General features: G+C 71.9%; 10 protein-coding genes and 1 pseudogene. 4 read left to right on the top strand and 7 right to left on the bottom strand.

Features of this window, described 5'->3' with window-relative positions:
- Positions 1-44: 44 nt before the first annotated feature.
- A complete protein-coding gene (locus ABZV93_RS15725; RefSeq protein WP_354935771.1) occupies positions 45-2666 on the top strand; it encodes a PEP/pyruvate-binding domain-containing protein in 2622 nt (873 codons plus the stop codon).
- Between the two features lie 41 nt (positions 2667-2707).
- On the opposite strand, the gene ABZV93_RS15720 is transcribed toward ABZV93_RS15725, so the two are convergent.
- The 6 genes from ABZV93_RS15720 to ald form a co-directional block, all read right to left on the bottom strand.
- Positions 2708-3442: a pseudouridine synthase gene (locus tag ABZV93_RS15720; RefSeq protein ID WP_354935768.1), complete on the bottom strand. Its 735-nt coding sequence runs from the start codon at positions 3440-3442 to the stop codon at positions 2708-2710.
- Positions 3435-4448 (bottom strand): SMC-Scp complex subunit ScpB, encoded by a 1014-nt coding sequence (gene scpB, locus ABZV93_RS15715; protein WP_354935765.1) that lies wholly within the window; start codon positions 4446-4448, stop codon positions 3435-3437. The genes ABZV93_RS15720 and scpB overlap by 8 nt, the downstream gene beginning before the upstream one ends.
- Positions 4445-5296 (bottom strand): segregation/condensation protein A, encoded by an 852-nt coding sequence (locus tag ABZV93_RS15710; RefSeq protein WP_354936527.1) that lies wholly within the window; start codon positions 5294-5296, stop codon positions 4445-4447. The genes scpB and ABZV93_RS15710 overlap by 4 nt, the downstream gene beginning before the upstream one ends.
- A gap of 131 nt (positions 5297-5427) precedes the next feature.
- Positions 5428-6291, bottom strand: a complete 864-nt coding sequence (locus tag ABZV93_RS15705; RefSeq protein WP_354936524.1) for a ParA family protein — start codon at positions 6289-6291, stop codon at positions 5428-5430.
- Positions 6292-6826: 535 nt separating this feature from the next.
- Positions 6827-7756 carry a site-specific tyrosine recombinase XerD gene (gene xerD / locus ABZV93_RS15700; protein WP_354935762.1) on the bottom strand — a complete coding sequence of 310 codons (930 nt, stop codon included), beginning with the start codon at positions 7754-7756 and terminating at the stop codon, positions 6827-6829.
- Between the two features lies 1 nt (position 7757).
- The gene (ald, locus tag ABZV93_RS15695; RefSeq protein WP_354935760.1) at positions 7758-8873 is read right to left on the bottom strand and encodes an alanine dehydrogenase; all 1116 of its coding nucleotides are present in this window, start codon (positions 8871-8873) and stop codon (positions 7758-7760) included.
- A gap of 190 nt (positions 8874-9063) precedes the next feature.
- Between ald and ABZV93_RS15690 the strand changes: the two are divergent.
- From ABZV93_RS15690 to ABZV93_RS15680, 3 genes and pseudogenes are all read left to right on the top strand, one after another.
- A pseudogene (locus tag ABZV93_RS15690) lies at positions 9064-9441 on the top strand (aminotransferase class V-fold PLP-dependent enzyme); the annotation flags it as partial.
- Between the two features lie 70 nt (positions 9442-9511).
- Positions 9512-10126: an aminotransferase class V-fold PLP-dependent enzyme gene (locus tag ABZV93_RS15685; RefSeq protein WP_354935757.1), complete on the top strand. Its 615-nt coding sequence runs from the start codon at positions 9512-9514 to the stop codon at positions 10124-10126.
- A 121-nt stretch (positions 10127-10247) separates the two neighbouring features.
- A complete protein-coding gene (locus ABZV93_RS15680; protein WP_354935754.1) occupies positions 10248-11774 on the top strand; it encodes a UDP-N-acetylglucosamine 1-carboxyvinyltransferase in 1527 nt (508 codons plus the stop codon).
- Here ABZV93_RS15680 and ABZV93_RS15675 read toward each other — a convergent pair.
- Positions 11771-12022 (bottom strand): GNAT family protein, encoded by a 252-nt coding sequence (locus ABZV93_RS15675; RefSeq protein WP_354935751.1) that lies wholly within the window; start codon positions 12020-12022, stop codon positions 11771-11773. The two genes, ABZV93_RS15680 and ABZV93_RS15675, sit on opposite strands and share 4 nt — an antisense overlap.
- Positions 12023-12072 lie beyond the last annotated feature (50 nt).

The following is a 12072-nucleotide window of genomic DNA, read 5'->3' as shown; positions in this document are numbered from 1 at the left end:
TGCACAGCGCACGCTGAATGCTCCACGAAGGGAGCACTGTTCCGGTGAACGCCGAATCCACCGACCGGGCCGCTCGCACCTCCGTCCGGCCCGAGTCCGCTCTCCCGTACGTCGTACCCCTCGACCACCCCTCCGCCGGAATCGCCGAGGTCGGCGGCAAGGGAGCCTCGCTGGCCCGCCTCGCCTGGGCCGGCCTGCCGGTGCCGCCCGGCTTCCAGGTGACCACGGCGGCCTACCGCGCGTTCGTCGGGCGCGACGGGCGACAGGACCAGATCCTCGCCGCCGTGTCCGGACTGCGCGCCGACGAGCCCGCGCGGTGTGAGGAGGCGGCGCAGAAGATCGGCCGGCTGTTCGCCGAGGGCGTCGTACCCGCCGAGGTGGCCGAGCCGGTCGAGCGGGCGTACGCGAGTCTCGACGACGGCAACCTTCCGGTCGCGGTGCGTTCGTCGGCCACCTCCGAGGACCTGCCGGGAATGTCGTTCGCCGGGCAGCAGGACACCTACCTCAACATCCGTGGCCGCGACGCCGTGCTCGACGCCGTACGCCGGTGCTGGGGCTCGCTGTGGACCGCCCGCGCTGTCGCGTACCGCATCCGGCAGGGCATCCCCGCCGACGAGGTGGCCCTCGCCGTCGTGGTGCAGGAACTCGTCCCCGCCGAGTCCGCCGGCGTCATGTTCACTGTCGATCCGACCACCGGCGACCGCGCGTACGTCCACGTCAACGGCACCTGGGGACTGGGTGAGGCGCTCGTCGGCGGCCAGGTCACCCCCGACTCCCTGCTCATCGACCGGGACACCTTCGCCGTGGCCCATCGCGAGACCGGCGACAAGTCCGTACGGACGGTACGCACCGAGCAGGGCACGCACGAGGAACCCGTACCGCCACACCTGCGGCACGCCCCGGTGCTCGACGACGAGCAGGCCGGCGAGCTGGCCCGCCTCGGGGTCGACGTCGAGGATCTCTACGGCTGCCCGATGGACGTCGAGTGGGCGCGGCACGACGGACGGTTCTTCCTCGTCCAGGCGCGGCCGGTCACCGGCCTCCCCGCCACCACCGGCGAGGAGTGGAACGACAGCCTGCGCGGCGACTACCTGTGGACGTCGGGCAACCTCGGCGAGGCGATCCCGGACGTGATGACGCCCTGCACCTGGTCGCTGATCAGTATCTTCATGGCGGACACGATGGCGCTGTCGGCGGTCGGCGAGCACCGGCTGTCGGGCAACATCGGCGGCAGGTTCTACCTCAACCTCAGCGTCGCCGCGGCCTCCGCCCAGGCGTTCGGGATGTCGAAGCTGTTCTACTCGAGCATCCCGGAGATCTTCGGCCGGATCCCGGCCGGCGTCACGATCCCGCTGCTCCCGCTCTCGCGCTGGCGGCTGGTCGGGAGCGTGCTCGGGGAGGTCGTGCCGTTCTACCGCCGGCTGCGTACGTACCAGAAGAACTTCCAGGCCCTGATCGCCGACGCTCCCGCCCGCTTCGAGCGGGTCACCGCCGCGATCGGGGCCGCGGACACCAGGGCGGCGCTGGCGAAGGTGTGGACGGCCGAGGGTGAGCCGTACCTTCGCGACACCAGCCGGATGCTGGCCGCCGGCTCCCGAATGGACGGCAACGCGCTGGCGACCATCGGCGCCCGGGTCCGCAGGGCCGCCGGCGAAGGCGACGCGAACGCCCTGCTCACCGGCCTGCACACCGCGGGAGGCGAGCTCGCCAGCCTCGGTCCCCTGGTCGGCCTGGCGCAGGTGCGCCGCGGGCAGCTCGACCGGGACACCTACGTCCGGCAGTGGGGCCACCGGGGACCGCACGAGTTCGAGGTGTCGGCGCCACGCCCGGCCGAGGACCCCGGTTGGCTCGACCACGAGCTCACGGCCATGGCCGGCAACCGGGAGGACGCGACCGACCTGCTCGCCCGGCAGCACCGGGCGCGGGAGGCTGCCTGGGAGCGAGTGCAGGCACGGCTCCGGCCGCGGGAGGTCGCCGCTCTGCGGCGCCGTGTCGACCGTGCGGCCCACGCCGCCCGGGCACGTGAGGCCGCCCGGTCGGAGGTGATCCGGGCGTTCTGGGCGATGCGGATCTTCGTCCAGCGGGCCGGTGAGCTGACCGGCCGCGGCGACGACCTCTTCTTCTGCGACGTCCACGAGATCTGCCGGGTGCTGGACGGCGACGACGCTCCACTGGCGGCAGTCCCGGCGCGCCGGACGGCGTACGACCGTTACCGCGCGCTGCCGGCCTATCCCACGCTGATCCGCGGCGCCTTCGACCCGGCGCGCTGGGCCGCCGACCCGAACCGCCGGATCGACCTGTACGACGCGACCGCCGACCACGCTCCGGCGGCCGACACGGTCACCGGGCACGCCGGCTCGGCCGGAGTCGTGGAGGGCATCGCCCGCGTCGTCGCCGGCCCGGAGGACGGTGAGCAGCTACGGCCGGGCGAGATTCTCGTCACCTCGGTCACGAACATCGGCTGGACGCCGCTCTTCCCGCGAGCCGCCGCGGTGGTCACCGACGTCGGCGCTCCCCTGTCGCACGCCGCGATCGTCGCCCGCGAACTCGGCATCCCCGCCGTGGTGGGCACCGGCAACGCGACCATCCGCCTGCGCAGCGGCGACCGGATCCGGGTGGACGGCGGGCACGGCACCGTCGACGTACTGGAGGCCGCTGCGAGGTAGGGCGTGGGCGCGGCTCCCGGGCAGGCCGGGCAGCTGCCGGGTCAGAGTTCGACGGTGTCCAGCAGGATGCCGAGCTCGGCCTGGCTGAGCGGCCGGACCTGTCCGGGAGCCAGGTCGCCGAGCTTCACCGGGCCCAGTGACGTACGCGCGAGCCGGCGGACCGGATGCCCGACCTCGTCCAGCATCCGCCGGACGATGTGCTTGCGCCCCTCGTGGATGACGATCTCGACCATGGCCTTGCCACCGGACTGGTGGACGACGCGGAACGCGTCCGCCTTGGCCGGTCCGTCGTCGAGTTCGACCCCTTCCCGCAGCGCCCGGCCGACCCGCGCCGGTACCGGGCCGGGAACCTCGGCCACGTAGGTCTTCTGCACGCCGTACGACGGGTGGGCCAGCCGGTGGGCGAACTCCCCGTCGTTGACCAGCAGGATCAGCCCCTCGGTGTCGGTGTCCAGCCGGCCCACGTGGAACAGGCGCTCGGGCCGGTCACGAACGAGATCGCCCAGGCAGCGGCGGCCCTGCGGGTCGCTCATCGTGCTGACCACGCCGCGAGGCTTGTTCAGGACGAGGTAGACCTTGGTCTCGTCCACCGCGATCCGCTTGCCGTCCACGCGTACCGAGTCACGAGCCGGGTCGACCCGGGTGCCGAGGACGGTCACCACCTGGCCGTTGACCTCGACCCGGCCCTCGACGATGAGCTCCTCTGCGGCGCGCCGGCTGCCGACCCCGGCCTGGGCGAGCACCTTCTGCAGCCGAACGCCCTCGGACTCACCCATCGGCGTCCGTCCTCCACTCCGTGCTCACGTTCTCCTGGTCGGCCGGGGTGGCCTCAGGCTCGTGCCCGGCCTCAGCCTCATGGTCAGCCTCGGGCTCATGCTCGTATTCCGGCTGCGGCGCCGTCTCGGCGTCCGCTTCGGTCTCGGCGTCGGCCTCGACGGCGACGTCCGAATCGTCCTCCGCGTCGCCCAACGGCATCTGCGCGGGCACCGTCGGCGTGACCTCCGCGGGCGTACTCACCTGCTCGGCTTCCATCTCGTCGATGTCCGGGAGATACGGCGCGAGGTCCGGCAACTCCTCCAGTGACCTGATGCCGAGGCGTTCCAGGAAGTACGACGTGGTGCGGTACAGCGTGGCGTTGCTCTCCCCCTCCGCGCCGGCCTCCTCCACCAGCCCTCGCGTCACCAGCGTGCGCATCACGCCGTCGCAGTTGACGCCGCGGATGGCCGACACCCGGGCCCGGCTGACCGGTTGCTTGTACGCGACCACCGCCAGGGTCTCCAGCGCCGCCTGGGTGAGCTTGGCCTGCTGCCCGTCGAGCACGAACCGCTGGACGACCTCGGCGTACTCCTCCCGCGTGTAGAGCCGCCAGCCGCCGGCGACCTCACGCAGGTCGAACCCGCGTTCCTGCTCGGTGTACTCCGCCGACAGCGTGCGCAGCGCCTCGTCGATGTCGGGCCTGGGCCGCCCGAGCACCTGCGCCAGTGTGACCGGAGAGAGCGGCTCGTCGACGATCAGCAGGATTGCCTCGATCGGCCCGTGCAGATCACCGGGTACGACGACGTCGAGGGTGTCCTCGGCCTCGTCGTCAACCTGACCTTGCTCCTCGACCGGGGCCCGCTCGTCGGGCGGACCTTGCTCGTCAGCGGACGCCGGCTCCTCGACGGCAGGCTGCTCCTCCGCCGTGACCTGCTCGTCAACCGGAGCTTGCTCCTCCGCCGGGGCCTGCTCGTCGGTGGACGGCGCCGGGCGCTCGACCTCGGGCGCGTCGTCGGCACCGCTCATGTGCTGTCTCCTGTCGAATCCGGCTCGGCCTGCTCGTCGCTCGTCTCCTGCTCGCCGCCGCCGTCCTGCTCGTCGAACTCGTCGCTGACCACGACCGTGCCGTCGTCGCTACCGGCCCAGCGCACTGTCAGCTCGGCCAGGGCCTCGGCCTGCTCGAAGGTCACCGCGCCCTCACGGAAGAGTTCCAGCAGGGCGAGGAACCGCGCGATCGTCGTCACGACGTTCGGCGAGTCGGCCACCAGCGCCCGGAACGTCGTCGAGCGTATCCGGCGCAGGCGTTCGACCAGGATGGTGCCCTGCTCGCGGACACTGACCCGGGGCGCGTGGATGTGCGTCAGCGACACCACCGGCTCAGGGCGCGGGCGCATCGCCCTGGCGGCGAGCCGGGCGAAGTCGTCGACACCGAGGCCGATCAGCACCTCGGGCAGCAGCTTGGCGAACCGGTCCTCCAGACCCACGGCCCGGGGGAAGCGGCGCGCCTCCCTCGTCATCCGCTCCGCCAGCAACCCGCCCACCTGCTTGTACGCGCGGTACTGCAGCAGCCGGGCGAACAGCAGGTCCCGGGCCTCCAGCAGCGCGAGGTCCTCCTCGTCCTCGACCTCTCCCTGCGGCAGCAGCCGGGCGGCCTTGAGGTCGAGCAGGGTGGATGCGACGAGCAGGAACTCCGTGGTCTGGTCGAGGTCCCACTCCGGGCCCTTCGCCCGGATATAGGCGATGAACTCGTCGGTCACCACCGACAGCGCCACCTCGGTGACGTCCAGCTTGTGCTTGGAGATCAGCCCGAGCAGCAGGTCGAACGGGCCCTCGAAGTTGTCCAGCCGGACGGTGAACGTGCTTCTCCGGCCGATCGCGGCCGCCGGCTCCTCGGCCTCGCCGGGGTTTCCGGGCGCCGGTTCGCCCGCCGGCACGTCGTCTCCGGGCACGCTCACGTGGTCGGTCACGTAGGTCTGTGCGGTGGTGGTCAGCCGAGTCAGCCGGATCAGCCGAGCCGGCCGACCAGCTCGCGGGCGAGCTGGCGGTAGGCCTCGGCGGCGACGCTGTTCGGTGCGTACGTGGTGATCGGCTCGCCGAGCTTGTTGGTCTCGGGGAAGCGGACCGTACGCGAGATCACGGTGTGGAACACCGTCTCGCCGAACCGGCCGACGACCTCCTCCAGGATCTCCCGGGCGTGCAGCGTCCGCATGTCGAACATCGTGGCCAGGATGCCCTCGATCTTCAGCCGCGGGTTGATCCGCTCCTGCACGGTCTTGATCGTCTTGTCGACGAGGAAGCCGAGCCCGCGCAGGGCGAAGTACTCACACTCCAGAGGGATGATCACGCCGTCGGCGGCGGTGAGTGCGTTGACGGTGAGCAGGCCCAGCGACGGCTGGCAGTCGATCAGGATCAGGTCGTACTCGGGCCGCAACACTTCCAGCTGACGGGCCAGCGTGGTCTCCCGGGCGACCTCGGTGACCAGCTGGATCTCCGCGCCGGACAGCGAGATGTCCGACGGCAGCAGGTCCATGCCGTCGACCGCGGTCTTGACCCGGATGTCCTCCGCGGTCACGTCGCGGTCGATGACCATGTCGTAGGTCGTGGCTTCCAGCGCCAGCGGGTCGATGCCCAGCCCGATCGTCAGCGATGCCTGCGGGTCGAAGTCGACCAGCAGCACGCGACGGCCGAGCTCGGCCAGCGACGCACCGAGGTTGATGGCGGTGGTCGTCTTGCCGACGCCACCCTTCTGGTTGACGATCGCGAGGATCCGGGCCGGTCCGTGGCGCTCCAGCGGCGGCGGGTCGGGGAACTGCGGGCGGGTCCTGGGCGAGGACGACTTGACGCCGTTGGCGCTCGGTGCGGGCGCCAACGGCGTGAGGTCGGGCTCGTCGGTCTCGGCCGGCTCCGCGGGGTCGGCAACGGGCACGGTGGGTGTGGCGGGCACGACAGGGTCGGCGGGTCCGGTGGGGTCGACCGGCACCGAGGGCGTCGTCGGCCCGACCGGCGGCGGCACCACCGACGGGTCCGCGGGCGTGGACGGGTCGATCACCGGAACGACGTCCGGCTCGGGCGCGGGTTCGGGGTCGATGGTGGGAGTCGTGCCCCACTGCTGCGCCGACGGCTGCACTGCCTGCTGCTCAGGCTGGTACGACTGCTGCTCGGACTCGTGCGACTGCTGGGCAGACTCGGTTCCGGCACCGTTCGTCGAGTCGTTCACGGCTCGCGTAACCTCCTGCCACGTCGGGCCCACCTTCTCGGGCAGCGACTCTGCGGTTTGGGAACTCTAGTCTCACCTGCCGGTGAACCCGGCGGGGAGGCCAGGGGCACCGAGCCACCGCCGGTCCTCGAGCGATCCCGGCGGCACATGCGCCGTACTGCATACGACCGTAGTGCCACCCGGGCTTTCACGCCCGCGCCCTGGGGTGTGTCGCGGCATACACCTCGCGCAGCTTGTCGACGGTGACGAGCGTATAGACCTGCGTGGTCGTCACCGACGCGTGCCCGAGGAGTTCCTGCACCACCCGGACGTCCGCGCCGCCGTCGAGCAGGTGGGTCGCGAAGGAGTGCCGGAGCGTGTGCGGCGACACCTCCGCGGGCACGTTCGCGCGTTCGGCCGCGTGCCGCAGGACGGTCCACGCGCTCTGCCGGGACAACCGGCCGCCGCGGGCGTTGAGGAACAGGGCCGGGGTGCCTTTGCCGCCGGCCGCGAGCGCGGGCCGGGCCCGCACCTGGTAAGCGGTGACGGCCTGGCCGGCGTACGAGCCGACCGGCACGATCCGCTCCTTCCCGCCCTTGCCCCGCAGCAGAACCGCACCGGCGTCCAGGTCGAGGTCGTCGACGTCCAGGCCAACGGCCTCGGAGATGCGCGCGCCGGTGCCGTAGAGGAGCTCCAGCAGCGCCCGGTCGCGCAGCGCCAGCGGGGTGTCGCCGGCTCCGGACGCCTCCAGGATGCGTTCGACCTCGGCCACCGGCAGCGCCTTCGGCAGCCGGCGCGGCGGCACCGGCGGCCGCACCTCCCGGGCCGGGTCGTCGCCGGTCAGCCCCTCCCGGTGGGCGAACCTGTGGAACCCGCGTACGGCGACGACGGTGCGCGCCGCCGAGCTCGCGCCGAGCGGGGGGTGGTCGGCGTCGCCCTCCCGCAGCCGGACGAGGAACGCACTGACGTCGGCGGGCCCGATCCGATCGGCCCGGTCGAGCCCCCGCGCCGCCAGGAACTCCGCGTACCGGCGCAGGTCCCGGCGGTAGGACGCCAGCGTGTTGGCGGCCAGCCCGCGTTCGACGCCGAGGTGGTTGAGGTAGCCGGTGACCGCCCGCTCCACCCCCGTGGCTGTCACCTCAGGCCACCACCGCGGCGAAGTCCGTGTGCGGCAGGCCGTGCGCCTCCGCGACCGCGGCGTTGACCAGCTGTCCCTCGTGGGCGTTCAGCCCCAGGCCGAGGGCGAAGTCGGCCCGGCTGGCCTCCTGCCACCCCCGGTCGGCGAGATCGAGCACGTAGGGCAGTGTGACGTTGGTCAGGGCGTACGTCGAGGTGTGCGGCACCGCCCCGGGCATGTTCGCCACGCAGTAGAACACCGAGTCGTGCACCCGGTAGGTGGGCTCGTCGTGCGTGGTGGGCCGGGAGTCCTCGAAGCAGCCGCCCTGGTCGATGGAGATGTCCACCAGCACGCTGCCCGGCTTCATCCGGGACACCTGCTCGGTGCTGACCAGCGTCGGCGCCTTGGCGCCGGGGACGAGGACGGCGCCGATGACCAGGTCGGCGTCCAGGACGGCCCGCTCCACCTCGTAGGCGTTCGACGCCACCGTCTGCAGGTGGCCGCGGTAGACCCGGTCGGCCTGGCGGAGGCGATCGATGTTCTTGTCCAGCAGCAGGACCTCGGCCTGCATGCCGAGCGCGATGGCGGCGGCGTTCAGCCCGGACACCCCGGCGCCGATGACCACGACCTTCGCGGCGTACACGCCGGAGACCCCGCCCATCAGGATGCCGCGCCCGCCGCCCTGGCTCATCAGGTGGTACGCCCCGACCTGCGGCGCCAGCCGGCCGGCCACCTCGCTCATCGGCGCCAGCAGCGGCAGCGAGCCATCGGGCAGCTGCACGGTCTCATACGCGATCGCGGTGACCCCGGACTCCAGCAGCGCGGTGGTGAGCTGCCGGGACGCCGCGAGGTGGAGGTAGGTGAACAGCACCTGGCCCTTGCGCAGCCGGGCGTATTCGGAGGCGATCGGCTCCTTCACCTTGAGCACGAGGTCGCTCTCGGCCCACACGTCGTCGGGACCCTCGATGATCTTGGCGCCGGCCCGCTCGAACTCCTGGTCGGGGATCGACGAGCCCTCCCCCGCGCCGCGTTCGACCACCACGTGGTGACCGTGGCGGACCAGTTCGTGCGCACCCGCCGGGGTCAGCGCGACGCGGTACTCGTGGGTCTTGACTTCCTTGGGGACACCGATCTTCACGGTCGCTCGTTGCCTTCCGCTGCTCTCGCGGGACGGCTCCGTTGCCGTACCGCCTGGGTGCCGCGGACCCGGCGGGGAGCACCTGTCGCGGCGGGGCGAGTGTAAACCGGCCGGGGCGGGCCGAGCGCCTCGTGCACAGGCGTGGCGTCGATCAGCGCCCGGTCGACCACGATCCCGGCAGGATGGGGGCATGGACATCGCCGCCGCCCAAAAGCTCTTCGACGCGGAGCCCGGCTGGCTGAACACCGCCAGTTTCGGCCTGCCGCCCCGCCCGGCCTGGGACGCCCTGCAGGAGGCACTGGAGGGGTGGCGGCGCGGCTCGACCGGCTCCGAGCCATGGCTCGACGCCACCCAGCGGGCCCGGGAGGGGTTCGCCCGGCTGATGGGTGCTCCGGCCGCGGACGTCGCGATCGGCAGCACGACCTCCGGCCTGCTCGCCCCGGTCGCCGCGGCCCTGCCCGCGGGGTCGCGGGTGGTCGTGCCGGAGGTGGAGTTCACCTCCAACCTGTTCCCCTGGATGGTGCACGCCGACCGGGGCGTGGAGGTGGTGACGGTGCCGGTCGACGACCTGGCCCGGTCCGTCGACCGGCGGACCACGGTGGTCGCGTTCAGCGCGGTCCAGTCGGCGACCCGGGCAGGTGGCCGAGTTCGACCAGCTGGTCGAGGTCGCCCGCGACGCCGGCGCCCTGGTGGTCGTCGACGCCAGCCAGGCGGCCGGCTGGCTGCCACGGGAATGGACCCGCGCCGACGTGGTGGTGGCCTCGGCGTACAAGTGGCTGATGGCGCCGCGCGGTGCGGCGTTCGGCTACTTCGCGCCTTCGGTGCGTGAGCGGCTGCGCCCGGTCCAGGCCGGGTGGTTCGCCGGGGAGGACGTGGAGTCGTCCTACTACGGCCCGCCGTTGCGGCTGGCGGCGGACGCCCGGAGGTTCGACGTCTCGCCCGCGTGGTTCTGCTTTGTCGGCGCCGCGCCCGCCCTGGACCTGCTGGCCGACCTCGGCGTCGACCGGGTGCACGACCACGACGTCGGGCTGGCGAACAGGTTCCGCGAGGGGCTCGGCCTGCCCGCGGGCGACTCGGCGATCGTGTCGGCCGAACTCCCCGGCGGGGACGAGCGGCTCACGGCTGCCGGGATTCGAGCCGGCTTGCGGAACGGCCTGGTGCGCGTATCGTTCCACCTCTACTCCACCGAGGACGACGTTGATCGGGCGGTCGAGGCGCTTCGGCCCGTCAGCGCTGGCAGATCGTCACGGTGAAGCTGCCGACGCCCAGCGACATCACGAGCCGCAATTTCCGGCCAAGCGTGAGGCAGTTCATACCGCGACACGCCGCAGCCAGCCATGCAGCAACATCACATGTGAGATACGGTCTCGCCCCATGACCGAGGACTACCTACGCCGCATCGGCACGCTGATCCGGGACGCGCGCCAGCACCGCGGCTGGACGCAGGCCCAGCTCGCCGAAACGTTGGGCACCAGCCAGAGCGCCATCAACCGGATCGAGCGCGGCCACCAGAACCTCAGCCTGGAGATGCTGGCCCGCATCGGCGACGCGCTCGACAGCGAGATCGTGTCGCTCGGCAGGTCCGGACCCATGCACCTGCGGGTGGTCGGTGGCCGTCAGCTCTCCGGCAGCATCGACGTGAAGACCAGCAAGAACGCCTGCGTGGCGCTGCTGTGCGCGTCCCTGCTCAACCACGGCCGGACGACGCTGCGCCAGGTGGCCCGGATCGAGGAGGTCAACCGCATCCTCGAGGTCCTGCACAGCATCGGCGTCCGCACCCGCTGGCTGAACGAGAACAACGACCTGGAGATCGTCCCGCCCGCCACCCTCGACCTGGACGGCATGGACGTCGCGGCCGCCCGGCGTACCCGCAGCGTGCTGATGTTCCTCGGCCCGCTGATGCACCGCGAGGACCGCTTCCAACTGCCGTACGCCGGTGGCTGCGACCTCGGCACCCGTACCGTCGAGCCGCACATGGTCGCGTTGCGCAAGTTCGGCCTGGAGGTGAAGGCGACCTCAGGGTTCTACCACGCCGAGGTCGACCACACCGTCTCTCCCGGCGCCATCGTGCTGACCGAGCGCGGCGACACCGTGACCGAGAACGCCCTGCTCGCCGCGGCCCGCCACGACGGCGTCACCGTCATCCGCAACGCCAGCCCCAACTACATGGTCCAGGACCTCTGCTTCTACCTCGCCGAGCTCGGCGTGCACATCGACGGCGTCGGCACCACCACGCTCACGGTGCACGGAGTGCCGACCATCGACCGCGACGTCGACTACGCGCCCTCGGAGGACCCGATCGAGGCGATGAGCCTGATCACCGCGGCGATCGTCACCTCCTCCGAGCTCACCGTCCGGCGGGTCCCGATCGAGTTCATGGAGATCGAGCTGGCCCAGCTCGCGGAGATGGGCCTGCACTTCACCCGCAGCGAGGAGTACGCCTCCCACAACGGCCGGACCCGGCTGGTCGACGTGACGGTCTTCCCGTCCACGCTGCACGCACCGATCGACAAGATCCACCCGATGCCGTTCCCTGGCCTGAACATCGACAACGTTCCGTTCTTCGCCGTGATCGCCGCGGCCGCCAACGGCACCACGCTGATCCACGACTGGGTGTATGAGAACCGCGCGATCCACCTCACCGAGCTGAACAAGCTCGGCGGCCGGGTCCGGCTGGCCGACCCGCACCGGATCTACGTCGACGGCCCCACCCACTGGTCGGGTACGGAGGTCATCTGCCCGCCGGCCCTGCGCCCCGCGGTGTGCATCCTGCTGGCGATGCTGGCCGCCAAGGGCACGTCGGTGCTGCGCAACATCTACGTCATCAACCGCGGGTACGAGGACCTCGCCGAACGCCTCAACCAGCTCGGCGCGCAGATCGAGTCCTTCCGCGACATCTAGGAGTTGGTCAGCGGTGTGGTGCCGGCGTCAGGCGGTGACTGTGTCCGCCGTCGCGCGCGCCACTCGTCCTCGAGGATGCCGAACGTCTCGGAGTCCCGCCACCCGTCGCGCAACAGCATGGTGTGCCGGAGCCTGCCCTCGTAGGCCATGCCGAGTCGCCGCAGGAGCGCCGCGGAACCCGCGTTACGCGGGTCGCAGGTGGCGGGCGATCCGGTGCAGGCCGCGTTCGGCGAAGCCGATCCGACCATGCGCCGACCGCATTCCTGACGAACTCCTCCGCCTCGGCATCGTCGCGGGT

The sequence above is a fragment of the Actinopolymorpha sp. NPDC004070 genome (assembly GCF_040610475.1).
Taxonomy (GTDB): Bacteria; Actinomycetota; Actinomycetes; order Propionibacteriales; family Actinopolymorphaceae; genus Actinopolymorpha.
This window is presented reverse-complemented; position numbering and strand designations above follow the sequence as displayed.

Excerpts from the sequence above, each read along its gene's own strand:
- ABZV93_RS15680 (WP_354935754.1), top strand. The coding sequence starts at position 10,248 with ATGACCGAGGACTACCTACGCCGCATCGGCACGCTGATCCGGGACGCG.
- ABZV93_RS15720 (WP_354935768.1), bottom strand. The coding sequence starts at position 3,442 with ATGGGTGAGTCCGAGGGCGTTCGGCTGCAGAAGGTGCTCGCCCAGGCC.
- scpB (WP_354935765.1), bottom strand. The coding sequence starts at position 4,448 with ATGAGCGGTGCCGACGACGCGCCCGAGGTCGAGCGCCCGGCGCCGTCC.
- ABZV93_RS15675 (WP_354935751.1), bottom strand. The coding sequence starts at position 12,022 with ATGGTCGGATCGGCTTCGCCGAACGCGGCCTGCACCGGATCGCCCGCC.